The sequence below is a fragment of the Streptomyces sp. NPDC002776 genome, from assembly GCF_053592195.1.
The window spans coordinates 14050-30952 of the sequence record NZ_JBSFVG010000031.1 but is presented as its reverse complement, the minus strand read 5'-3'; the positions used below and the strand labels follow the sequence as shown (position 1 = coordinate 30952).

Annotated in this window: 6 protein-coding genes and 2 pseudogenes; 2 read left to right on the top strand and 6 right to left on the bottom strand. The window is 72.3% G+C overall.

Features of this window, described 5'->3' with window-relative positions; all coding sequences use genetic code 11:
* Positions 1-134: 134 nt before the first annotated feature.
* Positions 135-392, top strand: a pseudogene (locus tag ACWD11_RS33710) (integrase core domain-containing protein); the annotation flags it as partial.
* A 63-nt stretch (positions 393-455) separates the two neighbouring features.
* Positions 456-620: pseudogene (locus ACWD11_RS33705) on the top strand (ATP-binding protein); the annotation flags it as partial.
* Positions 621-894: 274 nt separating this feature from the next.
* Here ACWD11_RS33705 and ACWD11_RS33700 read toward each other — a convergent pair.
* From ACWD11_RS33700 to ACWD11_RS33675, 6 genes are all read right to left on the bottom strand, one after another.
* On the bottom strand, positions 895-1545 hold the full coding sequence (locus ACWD11_RS33700; protein WP_389421280.1) for an acetoacetate decarboxylase family protein: 651 nt from the start codon (positions 1543-1545) through the stop codon (positions 895-897).
* Positions 1542-3821 (bottom strand): hypothetical protein, encoded by a 2280-nt coding sequence (locus tag ACWD11_RS33695; RefSeq protein WP_389421281.1) that lies wholly within the window; start codon positions 3819-3821, stop codon positions 1542-1544. Before ACWD11_RS33695 ends, ACWD11_RS33700 begins: the two co-directional genes overlap by 4 nt.
* 61 nt (positions 3822-3882) lie before the next feature.
* Positions 3883-5013 (bottom strand): hypothetical protein, encoded by a 1131-nt coding sequence (locus ACWD11_RS33690; RefSeq protein ID WP_389421282.1) that lies wholly within the window; start codon positions 5011-5013, stop codon positions 3883-3885.
* Complete coding sequence (locus ACWD11_RS33685) at positions 5010-6557, bottom strand: HAD-IB family hydrolase (RefSeq protein WP_389421283.1); 1548 nt, start codon at positions 6555-6557, stop codon at positions 5010-5012. The genes ACWD11_RS33690 and ACWD11_RS33685 overlap by 4 nt, the downstream gene beginning before the upstream one ends.
* 1 nt (position 6558) lies before the next feature.
* On the bottom strand, positions 6559-8400 hold the full coding sequence (locus tag ACWD11_RS33680) for a 1-acyl-sn-glycerol-3-phosphate acyltransferase (RefSeq protein WP_389421284.1): 1842 nt from the start codon (positions 8398-8400) through the stop codon (positions 6559-6561).
* Positions 8397-16817, bottom strand: coding sequence for a beta-ketoacyl synthase N-terminal-like domain-containing protein (locus ACWD11_RS33675; protein ID WP_451287685.1), 8421 nt, complete (start codon positions 16815-16817; stop codon positions 8397-8399). Before ACWD11_RS33675 ends, ACWD11_RS33680 begins: the two co-directional genes overlap by 4 nt.
* Between the last annotated feature and the right edge of the window lie 86 nt (positions 16818-16903).

Here is a 16903-nt window from a genome sequence, read left to right as displayed (position 1 = left end):
CGAAGCCGTCGCCCTGGCAATCAATAACCGACCCCGCAAGATCCTCGGCTGGAAGACACCGGCCGAGGTCTTCGAGGAGCAGCTACGCTCACTACGGCAGCCCGGTGTTGCAACGACCGGTTGAACTCGCCCAATACGGTTCCCGGGCCTATGCCAGCCTCTGCGACCAGCTCAGGGTCACCCGGTCGATGGGCGCGGTCGGCACCAGCGCCGACAACGCGGCCTGCGAAAGCTTCCATGCATCCCTGAAACGCGAGACCCTCCAGGGCGCCCACCACTACGGCGACGCCAGCACCTGCCGCAGGACCGTCTTCGCCTGGCTGACCCGCTACAACACCCGCCGCCGGCACTCCGCCAATGGCCACCTCAGCCCCAACGAATACGAACACCGACACCACACCCCTAAACTCACACTCGCCGCGTCATCAATAACCGCGTGCCCACCTTCACGGGGGAAGGCCCCATCAGGCTTCGATTCGATCATGCCCAAGACGCTCGCCACCGCCGCAGTTGACCGGCTCCTGCACCACGCGCACATCGTCCTGACCGAAGGCTCCTCGCTGCGGCTGACCCAGGCCACCAGCGGTGACGGCGTCGTCCCGCTCAACTCTGGCGCCTGAACCCGGCCACAGACCGGCCCCACCGCCCGCCAGAAGCAACGTTCCTCCCAGCACCATGCCGCTGGGCATCGGATGCTCGCATCTGGACACACCACATGCAGTCATCCGTCTCGTGAACGGGTGTGTCCAACCAATACGCACCCACCAGGGCGGCGCTGGGAACAGGAATCAGGCCGTGCTCGTCAGGGAAGCTATCCACGCCACCCCAACGACTCCCGACGGCCATCAGTAACGGCGTCAACTCAACACGCACCCCCATCCGAGGGATCAAAGGTCATACCGGGCAGGGAGATGAGCTGTCCGCCCACAAGGAGAGCAACTGACCGCTCACCCGGACGGCCCGCTGTCCGTGGACACCGCTGCGGCCCGACAGGAGGTACAACGTGCGCTGGACGCCGCCGGGCCAGGGCTGCGCCACGTGCAACGGCAGTGGTGTCGCCGTGGGAAGGCGACGCTTCCGCCGGAAGTCGCAGGAGACGACGAGGCGACCGTCCGCCCGCAGCGTGCGGCGGTGGCCGGGGCCTTCCCCAGGAGTGAAGTCGCCGAGTTGTTTGGGAATGTTCCACAGCGCGCGGGCGCCGGCCAGGGAGGCGGCGCTGTCGACCCAGATCTTCAGGACCGTGACCTGAACCGGTGGACGGATCCGGGTGACGCCGAGGACCATGAACTCGTGGTAGGGGCCCAGGCTGCTGGCGTCGTAGTCGGCCCAGGCGGCCACGAGCAGACAGGTGTTGCCGCGGTGCCGCAGTTCCGGCTCGGAGTGAAGCAGGGCTTCGGGGAGGCACTGGATGCCGGTGCGCAGGAGAGTCGCGTACAGGTCGCCGCGCAGGTACCAGGAGCGACCGGATACGAGGACGACCCGGTAGGGCCGGGCTCGGTGCCGGATGGTGTGTTGATGGGGGATTCTCCTGATCGCTTCGCTCATGAGTGCATCGCGTGCAGGACGCGGACTCCCACGTCCCGCGCCTGGTAGATGCGGCGACCGTCGACCCACAGCCATGCGTCGGCCGTGGCGAAGGGGCCTTTCTCGTCGACGCCGGCGCGCGTGATGTCCATCTCCACCGTGATGAGGGCGTCATCCGGGACCACCTGTCCCCGGTACTTCCACGTCATGGCGTGTCCGGTGCGCACTGGTTCGAAACGCGGGTGCGGAAGACCGGCGGTCAGTTCGTTGTCGATCATCCAGAACTGGAGTAAATGGATCATGGCTTCAAGACCCAGCGACCCGGGCTGTACCGGGTCCTGAAAGAAGTGCGCCCGGAAGAACCACTCACCGGGGTCGACCCGCTTCTCGGCGCGGAGTCTGCCCAGTCCCGCTTTCCCTGCGCCGGGCCAGTACCCGGTGACGCGGTCGAGCATCAGGAGCGGGGGACGTGGCAGCCCGAGCGTGCCGGCCCGCGGTGGCCCGGCACGCGCGGTCAGGTCGACGTGGTGGTCGCACGGTGCGGCAAGAGCCGCTCGCTCCTCCGTGGAGGCGGGCAGGCCGTTCTGTCGGGTGAAGGCGGTGGGCGGAAAGTAGCCGAAGACCGTCTGCAGGCTCGCGATGTGTCGTCCGTCCGCCGTGCAGCGGACGTCGAATGTCTGGATGACCATGTCACCGGTTCGTGAGACGGACGTCAGCTCGGCCTCGGTACGCAGCAGGCGTGCGTCTCGTGATACCTCCTCGGCGACGGTGATCGTGCCGTCGAGATTGCGCAGCAGTACGTCACCGGGCATGGCAGGCAGGTCGCAGGCGTACGCAGCCAGCCAGCCGCATGGTTGGAGGGCCGCTTCGAGCAGCACGCTGAACGGCATGGACGGTGTGCTGTTGAGGGTGCGGTACCAGACCGCGTCCGGGTCGGGGAGGTCGTACTCGGCGGTGACGGCGCTGCCCGCCCGCAACCCGCCCTGCGGCCCCTCGACGGCGGCGATCCGGCTGATGAAGAGGAACGGGGGTGAGGGGAGCCGGGGCAGCCTGCGGGTGTCGTCCACGTCGGCGTAGGCCGGTCCGTACGCGTCACTGGGCCTCCCCCACGCGGTGGCGAGGACAGCTGGGTAGTCGTACCGGAAGCCGTCGGTGTCGGCGGCCGGGCGGGGCTCCACGTGACCGGCGAGTCCCGCGAGTGCGGCGGGATCGGCCGTGACCTCGTCCCGTTGCCCTGCCGGGGGCCGGGCGAGTCGTCGCCACTGCGTCAGGGGGTAGTCGGGGGTGAGGCACACAGCGGCCGATTCCACGCGGAGCACCGTGCGGCCGTCGGCCGTGCACACCACGTCGGCGGTCAACCGTGGCACAGGGTTTGCGCTGAGAGCTGTGACCTCGATGTCGTACTCGACCGACTGCCCCGGTGTGGGCAGCCAGTCGGTCGCGTCCAGTCGCCACGCGTGATCGTGCGCCCAGTCGAAGCGCCAGCCGTCCCTGAGGGGGTCGGGACTGAGAGCCGCCAAGCAGAAGGCCATCGCCTGGGACACACCCTCGACGAGGAACCCGAGGGTGGCGTGCGGGGTGCTGTTCCCGCCCTCGCTCAGCGGTGCGCGGCCCGCCCGCAGCGGGTATGCGGCGCGCAGGCGCCCCGCCGCGTGACGGCCGCCTGCCGGGTCGAAGTGGGTGACGGTCCGCAGGTACAGCTCGTCGTGACGCGGGAGGGCGGGCGGGCGTACCTGTGCGCGCGCGGTGCGCAGGCGCGGACCGAAGCAGTCCCAGGGGCGGCCTTCGGCGAAGGCCCGCACCTGGGCGGCGGTGAACGCACGGCAGGGTACGGGACGTTCGCCGTCCGTCGGGCGCCCGCGGACCACGTCCGCGGCGGAATCCGTTCCCCTCGCTGCGGGGAGGGGCGACGCGAGTTCGGGGCCGCTGGCGCATCGAGCCTGGACATCGCGCGCCGTCAGCAGGTGCCGGCCCGTTGACGAGTGGCACTCCAGGTCGAAGCGGAGCAAGCAGGTTCCGTCGGGGTGTTGTTCGTCCTCCCGGAGGGTGAGGTCGTAGTCGAGTGTGGTCGGTGGGCCGGGGTGCTCGCCGCGGCAGAGAATGTCACCAGCACGCCACCACAGCGTTGTTGGTGGTTCGTCCCGCTGCTCGGTGTTCTCCGGCGCGGGGCAGTCCAGGAGCGGGGTCATGGCTTCGAGGGCCAGAGAGAGGAGTTCTGCCGAGGTGAGGCGGCCGGTGGCGTCGAGGGCGGCGCGGGGGGCGGGGGGCTGTGGATCCACGGTCACGGAGAATTTCATGGTCACTGTCCTGATGTGGTCGGTCGCGGCCGGACGTGCGGGGCGCGGGGGCGGGGGCGTTCTACGACGTCCCGGCGTCGACACCGGCTCGGGCCGCGGCCAGTCGGGCGAGAACGGTGGGGAGCGGGTCGGCGTCCCGCGTGCCGGTGCCCGTGCCCGTGCCCGTGCTCAGGCTCAGGGCGAGATGTCTCCGGTCGCGCAGCTGCTCCCGCACGATCCGCGTGAGAGTGTCGCCGGGTCCTGCTTCCACGAAGACACGCAGTCCCGCTGCGTACATCTCCTCGACCGCGTCCGCCGGCCGTTGCGGGAGCCGTGCCGTGAATCGCCGGTGGAAGGCGGCGGCCGGTGCGAGGTGGACCGGTCCAGGCGTCGCGTAGACGGGTATGGAAGGTCGTTCGAAGGGGAGGCTCTCCAGGTCGTGGAGGAAGTCGCCCGGCCCGCTCAGGAGTGCGGCTGGTCTCCCGCCCGCAAGGTGACCGCTGCCTCCGGCCTCTCCCGCCCGGTGTGCCTCGAGGCCGAGGGCGCGCCCGTAGTACTCGGCCGCTTCCAGCGCTGCGTGATTCCCGGTGACCAACAGGCCGCGACCGTCGTCGTAGGTGTCGACGGTGCGGAACTTGTGGCGGCCGGGCAGCGCCGTCAGTCGTGCGAGGCGCTGTTCGGGCCCTGATACGGCGAGCATGCGCCGTGCGGCGGCAGGGGTAGGCGGGTGCTGTGCCGCGTAGCGGGCGGCGAGTCGGACCAGAGTGGTCTCGTCGAAGGCGCCGGCGGCGTGGAGAGCCTCGACCGCGCCGAATCCGCTTCCCAGTACGGCGTCCGGGCGCAGCCCGACGGCGCACAGAACCCGCAGGTGGGCCAGGGTGGACAGCGTCGCGACCGGCTGGGCCCACTCGGTGAGGGTGCGGGCGGCGCGCCAGCGTGCCCGGTCCAGGGGGGTGGCGGTGGTTGCCGGGGCTTGCGCCACCTCGGCGAGCCGGTGGCCGTCCACGAAGAGTTCGGCGTGTGTCTCCCAGACCTCGCGCGCCGGACGTGACCGGTCGGAGGGGACGCGAACGTCCGTGCAGGCGCCTGCGGGCGGGTCGCCGGGAAAGAGGTAGGCGACACCGCCGGGGGTGTCGGGGCAGCCGTGCAGGATCCGCTCGTCGAGGGCCGGGACGAGGCGCGGGAGCGAGGGAACGGGGGGCCGGGACGTCACGGCTCCTCGCTCGGGGTCGCGGTGGTGCGGCCGGGCGGGGCGTCCGGGATCGGCACGGGATGGGACGTGGGGCCGGTAAGCAGTGCGCGGACGAAGAGTTCACGCGTGGTCTCGGCGTGTCGTGGTGCGTCTTCCTCGCTCCAGCCGGAGCTGTTGACGGCCGGCAGCACGGAGACGTGGACGCGGCCCGGACGGATCAGCCGGCCGCTTCTGCCGCAGACGTCGGCGACGTTGTGCAGGACGACGGGAACGACCGGGACTTTGGCACGGGCGGCGATTCGGAACGCCCCGGCGCGGAAGGGGCCGGGTTCGGGTGTGCGCGACCGCGTCCCTTCCGGCATGACGATGACGGACGTTCCCTTCTCCAGACGGGACACGGAAAGATCGATGACGGCCGCGGCCTGGCGGCGGTCGGCGCGGTCGACGAACAGGTTTCCCGCCCTGTGCAGGAAGTGCCCGAGGAGTGGCGTGTGCGCCACCTCGGCCTTGATGAGCGCACACCAGTCGTCGGGCAGCACCTGCGCGACGACGAGGGCGTCGAGGGGGCTGGTGTGGTTGACGACGTAGACGCAGGGGCCGCTGTCGGGTCGTGTGGCGGCACGGGTGACGGCGACGTGGACGCCGGCCGCGCGCAGGACGAGACGGCTGCTCCGGCGCACGGTGCGAGTGGGCACGGTGCTCCGGGCGCCGACGAGCGCGGAGATGAGGAAACCGCCCGCGGTGGCCGAGGCGGCCGCGGTCGCGGCGAGGGCCAGCGGCAGCGGTGGAGGGGCGGAGGGCTGCAGAACGGGCCAGTCCCTCCGGCGCGCCTCGGCGGCGAGTGAGGGACGTGGCGCCACCACGCGGGATCGGCCCACCGCCGCGAGCAGCGGAACGTCGTCGTGGCTGTCGCAGTAGGCGAAGCTGTGCGCAAGGTCCACCCCGTGGGCGGTGGCGTGGCGCCGTACCGCGGCGAGCTTGTCGACGCCGGCGCACAGCCTCACGGGGATGTGACCGTCGACGGTGCCGTTCTTGGTGTGGACCGGCGTGCAGAGCACATCGTCGACGCCGAGAGCGTCGGCGAAGGAGCGGACCTGGGCGGCGCTCGCGGCCGTGGCGATGCATACCCGGTGCCCGCGCGCCTGGTGGGCACGGGCGAGCAGCCAGGTCTCGCGGACGATGCGGGGCGCGATGTCCTCGCGGTAGACCCGCTCTCCGAAGGCGTTGAGCTGCTCCAGGGGGCGGCCGTGCCAGGAGACTCCCGCCGCCGCGCCCAGACGGGCGGCGGCGTGTGTCTCGACGCCGGCGCGAGCGCGCAGGAGGTCCCGGGCGATGGCTCTGGGATGCGCCGACGTGAGGGCATGCCACGCCTCCCGGGGCCATTCACCATGGCGTACACGGTTGCGGCAGAAGGCAGCGGCCGAGTGGCCCCGGATGAGCGTGCCGTCGAAGTCGAAGTAGGCCGCCACGGAAGGGCCGGCGGGCGCGGCGGCGATGTCCGCGAGCAGGTTGCGAAGTGTCTCCGATGCCGAAGGCTGTCGTGTGGTCACGGTGAGGCCGTTCATGTCAGGCCGTCCTTTCGGCGCGTAGGGCGTCGAGTGCCTTGAGGTCGGCCCAGAGGTTCTCGGCTTCGGCCAGGGCCTTCGCGCGGCGGGCGGTGGCCTCGCGGCCGGCGCTGAGCAGTCCCTCGCGCCGGAGGTCGACGAGGACGGCGGCACAGTAGGGCGCGGACCGGTGGACGAGCGGGGTGTCGCGTGCAATATCGGGGTGTGGGGGGTCGAGGGCGGCGCGCAGGATGTCGTCGGTACGCGGCGGCTCGTCGCCGTTCTGGGACAGCGACCTGAGGACCCGCAGCTGGCTGGCGGCGCCACGGTGCAGGACGTCGGGGGCGATGAGGTCCTTGGCGCGGTTCAGGTCGGGTGTGAAGGACCACGGCGTGAGGCTTCCGTCCTCCGTCGGCGCGGCCAGTCGGCGCAGTTCCACGATGGCGCCGGCGAGCAGGTGGGGATGGGTGCCGATGCCGGTCCCCAGGGCCACCATCCGCATGAGCAGCCGCAGGTGCTCCACCGCGCGGTTCCAGGCGAGAGGTTCTTCGATCCGTGAGGCGCGCAGGGCGGCGACCTCGGCGGTGGCGCGTGGCCACATCCAGTGAACGCCTTGGTCCGCGTACAGCGCCGTGGCGTGCCGGGCGGCCTCGTCGGTGTTCGCCGGGGGCGGCGCCGTCAGCATCGCGGGAACCGTGTCCGGGACCGGGTGTTCCGAGGCGGTGGGCAGGGGAAGGCCTGGGGCATCGGGCCGGGCCCGGCCGATGGGGCCGGGTCCGGCCGCGTACAGCATGCGTATCGCCCGGCCGATCCCGTCCGGGGTACGCAGGATCGCGGTGTCGGTCTGGGGGGCGCCCGCCCGGTCGGCGGCCGCGAGGCAGGCCCGTACCCGCTGCCGCGGGTTCGCGGGCACCGCGTCGGTCTCCCATCCGGCGAGGGCGAGGGCGGTGAGCGTGCGGGTGGTCACGGGGGTCGCTCGGCTCAGGGCACGGTTGACGTCTCGGGCCAGGGTCGCGGCGCGGGCTGCCGCCGTGCTGTCGGCGGGCCGCTTCCCGTCGTGTGCGGGGATCGGTGCGGAGAAGCGGACGTGGGCCGTGCCGGCCGCCGCGCGGTAGGTCCTGACGTAGCGGAGGAACCAGCGGAGCGTCTCGGGGCGCTTGGCAGCACCCGCGACCTCCGCGGCCAGGTCGGCCGCGTCGGGCAGCGGTTCAAAACTGAGGGCGACGGGGACGAGCCAGACCCGTCGCCCCGGCAGGTCGGTGAGGGCTTCCGCCGTGTAGCGCAGCAGGCCGTGGCGCGGTGGTCGCAGCAGGCCGGTCCGGGAGCGGCCGCCCTCCTGGTACCACTCGACGTTCTCGCCCACTTCGACGAGGTGGCGCAGGTAGCAACGCAGAGCGGTTCCGTACACCTCGTCGGAGGTGTTCGTGCGCCGCAGGAAGACCACGCCGGCGCGCCGGGCCAGGCCCGAGAGAAGGGGGAGGCGGAGGTTGTCGCCGGCGAACCACAGGTTGCGGGGCAGGCCGCAGCCTTGGGACGCCCGCTGGACGAACAGGGGGTCGGCATACGTCCGGTGGTTGGGAAGGAAGATCAGGCAGTCTCCCGCTTTGTCGAGCTCGGACAGGCGCCGGCGGTTGTCCGGGGCGCAATGGACGGTCCAGGTGCTGGTCAGCAGGGACGTCATGAGGGTGGCGAACAGGTCCGTCCACGGTGTTCCGCGCACGGCGACCATGGACCGCAGGTGGCGGCGTACCTCGCGTTGCATCGCGCGGTGGCCCTGGCCCAGGCGGGTGGCGAGCCGGTGGATGTCCCGCTGTGACGCCGGGGTGTCGATGATGGTGGAGACGGTGCGTGCGCGGTGGGTCATGGTTGCCTCCGGGGGGGTGCCTCAAGCGTTTCCGCCGGCTGCGAGGGGCGTGGGCGGGAAGGGTCATGAGGCGGGTCCGCCGTCCTGGGGGGCGGCGCGGGCGGGGTCGTCTTCAAGTGCGGGGTGTGTGCGTGCAGGTCGAGGAGGGACTTCAACAGGGCGTCGTCGGCTTCCTCCTGGGTCAGTGCGCGCCGCTCGCCCCGGATGTTCGGGACGGTGCCCAGGGAGTGGGGCATGAACGAGGGGTGCGGTAGTTGTGGTGCGGCGAGAGCGTCGAGGGCGGCTGTCACCACGGCCACAGGGTCCTGGCGCAAGGAGGCGTGCGGGAGAGCGGAGGCAAGGCGATGGTGGCAGGCGCGCCGCCGCGCGGGCGCGCGGTGTTCGCGGGCCGTCTTCGCCGGCAGCGGCAGGAACAGCAGGGGATGGACGGCGTTGTGTGCTTCGATCGCGGCCCCGAGTGTGGCGTGCAGCGATTCCGCGGCGTCTCCCTGTGCCAGCACCAAGACGTCGCCGCCGTGGGCGAGGTGTGCCCGCGTCCGGGTGACGACGTCCGACGTGTCAGGTGCGCAGGGGCAGTGGCGTGGGTCTTGGTGCGCGGCCGGCCCGTCGAAGATCGCCGACAGGAGTCGACGGGTCCACGGCTCCGGTCGCAGGAGGAGGGTGGCGCGTTCGCGGAGTGCGGAGTTCGCCGCGGCGAAGACGAGGGCAGCCGGTTCGCTGTCGGGTCCGTGGACGTACAGCCGGCCCGCGCGCAGGTGGGGTGACGGGTCGGCGTGGGCCGGAGCCGGGACGTGCAGGCCCGCGAGGAACCCGTGGAGCAGGGCGGCGAGCACGTTGTGTCCCGGCCAGTCGCCCCCGTGCTCCTTGCGCCACCAGCGCATGACGCGCTCGACATCGAGGGACGGCGGCTCGCAGTCCGTGACCGTCGTCCCGCGCGTCGTGCGGCGCAGGGACAGGTGGTGGAGGGTCAGGGGGGCGTCCAGGGCGTGGGCCTGGCCTGCGAGACCGGGTTTGACCAGGACGGGATGGATGCCTCGGCGCTGTGCCACGTGTTCCCGCAGGGCGATGGCGTCGACGAGGTCGGCGCCGCGCGTCGAGGCGGGCAGGTCGTAGACGGTGGCGACGGTGTGCGGAAACCAGTCGATCATGCGCACGTCGGAGGTGTCCGTGTGCGTTTCCGGGCCGTCGATGTGCGCCAGCCCTCCTCCTGGCAAGCCTTGTTCGCGGCGGAGGAAGGCTCGGATCTCCTCCGGGGAGTAGCGGGCGAGCCGTCCCAACGGCAGCAGACGTTCCTCGATGCGCAAGGTGGCCACCGGCGCTCCCCCGGCGTTCAGCCATACGTCGATCTCGGGCCGGCCGGGATCGCCGTCGCGGAATCCGGCGAACCGCGCTTCGACCCGGACCGCGCCTCCGGTGGGCGGCGGGGCGTGGAGGTCGAGCCGCGAGATGAGTTGCGGGTAGGCCGCGACGTCGGAGGGGATGCCCGGGTCCCATTGGTGCAGCGCCGCGTGCGGGATCACGTGCAGGGCGCCGTCGAGCAGTCCGGGGCCGAGGATTCCCGGCGGCACGGTGCAGCGTCCGGCGTCCAGGACTCCCGTGGCACCGCGCGGTCCGGTGTGCAGGGCGACCAGCGACTGGAAGGCGGGGCCGTGGAAGAGCCGACCGTCGTCGTACGGCGAGGTGGGGACCGGTCGGGCGTCGAGCAACTCGGGCGGTCGTTCGGGCAGGGGCGGCTCGGTGTGCAGGACGGTCGCGCGGGCCACGGGTTCGTAGCGCGAGAAATCAGGGCGCTTTCTGCTCGGCCGCCACAGGTGCAGGACGGTCTCTGTGCGGTCCTGGCGGGCCCGGACCTCGACGAGGAGGTGGCGCGGCGTGTCGAGCACGACCCAGCGTTCCAGGGTGATGTCGCGCAGGGCGCGGGCGGGTCGGCCCGTGTGGCGGACGGACGCGCCCGCGAGCAGGTCCGCCACGACGGTGGCAGCCAGCGCCGGTGCGGTCCACGTGGGCCGGTGGTCCCCGAGCCAGGTGTCCGTGGCGGGGTCGAGCGTCTGGACGGCGAAGTGGTCGGGGGCGGGCGGCGGGGCTGCGTCCACCACGCGCAGGCCGATGTTGCGCACGTGGTAGATGACCGTTCCGTCCACGCTCAGCCACGCGTCCGCGAGGGCAGAGCGGCCTTCCGTCGTCTCTGTGGTCTCGGTGATGTGGACGTCGACGACGGTCTGTCGGGCACGGGGGGTCACCTGACCCCGGTACTTCCATGCGAGGGGTTCGGCGGCGTTGCCGATCTCGAAGCGTGGGGCGCGCATGCCGGCGCCGAAGTCCTTCTCGATGAGCAGGGCGCGCAGCAGCTGGTACATGGCCTCGACGCCGAGGGAGCCGGGCTGTACCGGGTCCTGGAAGAAGTGCGCCTTGAAGTACCAGTCGTCGGGGTCGACGTCTTTCACGCCGCTGATGCTGCCGAGGCCGGCCGGGCCGCCGCGCACGTCGTGCACGGTGCGTTGCGGGACGACCAGTCGGGGGTGGCCCAGGCGCAGCGGTCCGGTGTGGTAGCGCTCGGGGCGGCGTGTGAGGTCGACGGATTGAGGGGGCGCGCCCGAGTCATCGCCGGCCGGTTCTGGCGCGGCCTGGTCCGGTGGGCGGCGCAGTCCGGGGGCCTGGTCGAAGGCGCCGGGGGGGAAGTAGCCGAAACTCGTGGTGCAGGCGAGCGAGAGGGTGTCGTCGGCGAAGCATTCCACGGCGAAGAAAACGAGGACCATGGTGTCGCTGGTGGTAATGCCGGTGAGGGTGGCCCGGGTGCGCAGTGTCCGTGTCGAGCGGGGAACGTCGGCGAGCACGGTGGTGTCCCCGTCGAGGTTGCGGAAGTGCAGGTCCTGTCCGCTGTCGGGGGCGCAGGCGGTGAACTGGGCCAGCCAGCCGCAGGGTTGCAGCGCGCTTTCCATGAGGATGGCGGTGGGCAGCCGCTCGCCGGCGTCCTGCCAGAACCAGGCGTCGTCACGCAGATCGAACTCGGCCTCCACCCAGCTTCCCTCGGCAGGGCACGCGGGGGTGGCGCCCAGGGCGGTGACCCGGTCCATGCACAGGTAGGGCGGACCGGGCAGGCGGGGCAGGCGGCGGTGTTCGGCGAGGTCGCGGAAGGCCGGGCCGAGTGCGTCGCGCACCGGTCCCCAGGCCGAGTCCAGCATGCTGTCGCGGTCCAGGGGGGTGCCGTCCACCACGACGGCGCGGTCCACGGGCTGCGGGGCGAACAGGTCGGCGGCGGGCACGGGAAGGGTCTCAGACCGTGCCCCGGGAGCCAGGGCCCTGGCTTTCCAGCCGGCGAGCGGGGTGTCGGGCACCAGCTTCAGTGCCAGGCCGGCCGCGTGGAAGGAGGGACGGCCGTCCACCGTGCACAGCAGGTCGGCGCGCAGTTCGGGTTCCGGGCCTTGCGTCACCCGGGTGACGTACAGCTCGTAGACGAGCTGTTGGCTGGTGGGCACGGCTTGTCCTCGGCAGCGCATGCGGGAGGATTCGCCGCGCACCGGCTCGAAGCGCCAGCCGTCACGGTCGACGGTGAGGCCCAGGGCCGTGAGGTGGAAGGCCATGGCCTGGTATCCGCCGTCGAGCATCAATGTGCCGGGCATGCAGGGGTCTTCATGGAAGTGGCCGTCGAAGAACCACATGTCGTTCCTCAGGTCGAGTTCGGCACGCAGGTACCCGCCACCGGTCGGGCCGCCCGCGGGTTCGAAGTGGGTGACCCGGTCGAAGAGCTGGTGCCGGCCGGCGGTCGGGATACGGGGGGTCCTCAGATGGCTGCGGGTGGTCTCCCAGCCGGGTCCGAAGCACACGTCGGCCCGCCCTTGGACGAGGGCGCGCACCTGGTCGTCGTCGAAGACGCGGCAGGTCCCGTCCGGTACGTCTCCCGTGGCGGGCCCGAGTTCCGTGGGATTCCACAGCACGCCTGCCGAGGCCTCGAGTTCGGCGTCGGTGAAGAATCCCGCCTGACCGCCTCGTACGGTGATCCGTCGTTCGTCGCCGACCCAGCAGTCGTACTGGAAGAAGAACAGATGCACTCCTTCGTGCCGGGCGTGTCCGGTGATCTCGATGCGATAGCGCAGCGTTTCTCCGGGCCGTGGCAGTGGCCCGTGGAAGGTGAGGTCGCAGCCGAGCAACCGGTAGACCCGGTTCTCGTCGAGGTGGAGGCCGGCGCCGAGCCAGCTGATCAGGAGCAGGTCGGCCTGGCCGGCCTCGACGGTGGCGCCCGGGGTCATGCGGCCGGCCGGATCGAGGAACCAGGACTCGGCGGTGACATCGGTCTCCGTCCAGATGACTCCGGTGCCCATCGTCCCGGGTTCGGCCTCGATTCCGGTGACCCGGTCGATCAGGAGCATCGGCGGGGTCGGTACCCGGGTCTGCCGGCGCCTGCCGTCCTGGGCGCGGAAGCGCTCCCCGAACAGGGGGGACACCGGGTGCCGGGCGAGGTATTCGAGTTGGTCCCGGTCGAAGAGGATGCCGGGCGTCCCTGCGGGCGGCGCGGGGGTGGCCTCGGGCGCCGGCTCGGCAGGGGTTTCGGCGACCGCTGACGGAAGGGGCGGGGGCAGGGTGGCGGTGGCTCGGCGGACGGTGATGGTGCGGGCCGCCGTCGCCAGGTGGGACGGCGGCGGCGTGAAGCGCCGGGTGAGTGCCTCGTGGTCGACGCGCACGCCGGCCGCGGCGAGCTGTGCGGTGGCGTCGAAGAGGTGGCGCAGGGATCGGTCGGGGGCGGCGTCGAGGGCGACGGCCAAGTGTTCCCGGCGCCGCAGGATCTCACCGGTCCAGCCGGTGCACGCCTGCCGGGGGCCGTGTTCGATGAAGATCCGGACGCCGTCCCGGTAGGCCTGGCGGACGGTGTCGGCGAATCGGATGGTGCCGGTGGCCTGTGCCGTCAGGGCGTCGGCGACGCTGTCGGCGGTGGGTTCGAACGACGAGGCCGTGGCGCAGTCGTAGAAGCGGACGCCGGGCAGGGGGGTGACGGGCCGGTGGTGGAAGCGCCGCCACCGGTCGGCCACGCGCTCGACCTCCGGGACGTGCACAGCGACGTCGTACTCGAGGCGGAACGCGTAGTCGGGGCGTAGCGCGGTCAGGACGCGTGCGCACGCGTCCTCTTCTCCTGCGATGGTGCAGCAGGTGGGGCTGTTGTCGGCGGAGAGGTGCACGGCACGCTCCCCGGCGAGGGCGGCGTGCACGGCCGTCGCGGAGGCGCCCACCAGGTGCGTGGCCCAGCGTTTCCCCTCGATCGCCCGCTCGCGCCATTCCTCGCGTACCGCCTCGCACGCTCCGGTGAGCAGTCCGTGGAAGAGCGGGTCGACGGTCGAGTCGCGCAGGAGGGGCGCCAGTTCGCGCCAGTAATCCAGGCAGATGAGGGCGCTCGTGGCGCCGGAGGAGTAACCGATGACGCCATCAGGCCGCAGGCCCAGGACGTCCCGGGAGAGGCTGGTGTGGACGGTGCTGAGCATGATCGAGCCCCAGATGCGCTGCATGGCGGTGCGGTCGGCGCGGTCGGAGGCGTGGGCGAGGCGGTCGGCGTCATCGTAGAGCCACTGCACCAGCGGGCCGAGGGGGCCGCCGGAGCGGCGAGCGAGCTCGGTCAGGGTGTCGGGGGCGGCCAGCAGCAGGGATCGACCCATGTCGGGGTAGGTGGCGGCCCCCCCGGTGTAGACGAAGGCGATGCCTCCATCGATCGGCCGGTCGCGGTAGTGGGCTCCTTCGGGGCGGGCCCCGCCGTCGCGCAGCCAGCGTTTCGCCGCTTGGACGCGGTCGCGCAGCTGGGCCTCGCCGGTGGCCTGGACGACGAGCCGGGCGGGGCCGCGGTCGCTCTCCTGGTAGGTCTGGGCGTGTTCCAGTACGTCTGCGACGCCGTCGCCGCTGTACACGTGCAGGCGGGGTGGCTGCTCGGTGAGGACGGCTCGGGGAGATCCCGGTGCCGCGTCCAGGCGCAGGTGGTGCGTGCCGTGCGTGTCGGCGGTGCGGACGGTCACCTGTGCCCGGCGTTTCCCGAGCCAGGGGCGGGCGGCGGCGCCCGGTCGCGGGAGCACGCCGCGGCTCAGGGCCACGACGGCGGCGGCGACGGCGACCATGCCGTGGGCGCAGTCGGCGTGTCCCAGGAACGCGGCGAGGTCCAGGGCCGTGGTTCCGGGCCGTTCGTGGTCGCGGGGGCTGATGTCCCCCACGATCAGCGCGGGCGCACCGTCCTGTTCGGCGTCGCCACCGTGGCCACTGCCGGGGTCCGGATCGCCGGGCAGCAGAGCCAGTACCCGGTCGCCGTCACGGGCGGCCAGGTCGGCCCGTTTGATCGTGAGGACGACGGCGGCGTCCACGGGTTCGGCGCTTCGGTCGAGGGCGGCAAGGACGTCCCGGTGGACGGGTTCGTCGGGGGTGCCGACGGCGCCCACGACGGCGGAGTCGCACTCGCCCGCCCGTACCGCGCGCAGGGCGAGGCGCAGGGCGGCGAGGCCGGACGCCTCCTGCTCGCCCACGGCGAAACCGCTGCCGGTGAGGTTCAGCGCCACATTGACCTGGTTGGCGAGGACGGCGCCCATGTGCCGGATGGCGGCGTTGGCCGACAGCGGTTGCGGTACCGCCGCGGAGTTGCCGGTCCGCTCCACGGCTTCCGGCGGGAGCGCCGCCGGCGCGGGACGCCAGCGCAGTTGGAAGTCGCTGGTCGCCGGGGTGCTCTCCGCTCCGACGATTACCATCGTGCGGTCGGCGGTCAGACGGACGCCGTGGGCCGCCTCTTGGCAGGCGGCCATGAGCATGGCGTGCTGCGGGTGTGCGTCGGCGAAGTCGGCGGGTGGGCAGTGCAGTTCGGTGAGAGAAAGGCGGACGGGGCCGGGTTCTCCTTCCTTGCGGCCTCCGGTCACCAGATCGCGTACAAAGTCCGCGGTGTCCGCTCCCGCGCCCAGCCGTACGCCCAGTCCCACGACGGCCACGGCGGCGTGCGCCGGGGCTTGTTCGTCCTGTGCCGGGGCTTGTTCGTCCTGTGCGGAGAGGACCGGTGCCGTGTCCTTCGGCACGGTCGGTCGCGCGGTGGGAGGTGCGGGCTCGGCGGCGCGCGGGCGCGCTCCCGGCAGGCGGGCCGGTGGCCGGTGCTCGTGCGGGGAGGGGGCCGGGGGGCCTTCGAGGATGAGGTGGGCGTTGCTGCCGCCGAAGCCGAAAGCGCTCAGGCCCGCACGGCGGGGGCCTGTCCACGGTTCGGGTGCGCGCGGCAGTCGGAAGGGTGTGCCGGCCAGGACCGGCGACGGCTCCTGCATCCCGGTGACGGGCGGCACCGTTCCCGCCTCCAGCGCGCCGATGAGTTTCAGCAGACCGACCATCCCGGCCGCGGGCAGGGCGTGACCGAAGGTGGCCTTGGCCGCGCCGATCGGCAGGTTCGCGGCGGCGGCGAACACCCTCGCCGTGCTGCGGATCTCGGCCTCGTCGCCCACGGGTGTGCCGGTGGCGTGGAATTCCAGCAGCCCGATGTCCTCGGGGGCGATGCCGGACTGCCGGTAGGTGTCCCGCATGACGCGTTCCTGGGCGTCCTCGTCGGGTGCGACGAGGACGCCGCGCCCGTTGTTGGACCAGCCGATGCCCCGGATGACCGCCAGGACGTCGAGACCGCGGGCGAGGGCGTCGTCGAGCCGCGTCAGTGTGACGAAGGCGGCGCCCTCCGCCGGGAGCAGGCCGTCGGCGCGGGCGTCCAGCGGCAAACTGCGCCCACTGGGGCTGAGCGCGGACAGGGCGGTGAAACCCATCTGGATGAACAGATTGTCGGCGCCGCTCGCCCCGCCGGCCACCATGACGTCCGCCGACCGGTCGTGCAAGCGGTCGCACGCGATCTTGAGGGCGTACAGGGAGGAGGCGCAGGCCGCGTCCAGGGTCAGGGCGCCGGCTCCCAGGCCGTGCAAGGTGGCGGCGAGTGCGGCGGGGTGGCCGAAGGAGAAGCGGTTGCGTGGCTGGGTGGCCGCGTCGTGCACGCCGGTGGGAAAGGCCTGCCCGGTCAGGTGGCGCCGCGAGGTGATACGCGCAAGTGATTTGGTGGGGTACGTCAGGTTGCCCATGACGAGACCGGTGCGGGTGCTGTGCCGGGCGCCGGGCACGGTGTCGAGCGCCGCCCCCACGCCATGGACGGTCCAGCGGAACAGCGGGTCGTACTGGGCGGCTTCGAAGGGGTCCCAGCCGAGGGCCGCGGGACGGAAGACCGTGTCGAATCCCTCGACGAATCCGCCGATGTCGCTGCAGACCCGGTCCGGGCAGGGCCGTCGTGGTGCGTGCACGGTCACCGGGGGAACGTCCCAGCGGTCGGCGGTGACGGGGGTGAGGGTGGGGCTGCCGGAGACGACGGCGGACCACAGCGCGGAGGGGTCGAGGGCACCGGGAAGAACGCAACCGCGTCCTACGACGGCGATGGGGGCGAAGAGCATGAGATGGCCTCAGCGGTCGAGTCGGGTCGGTCGGGAGGGAGTTGGTTCGATGGCCGGGGTGTCCTACGCTCAGCGCGCCCGGAGCA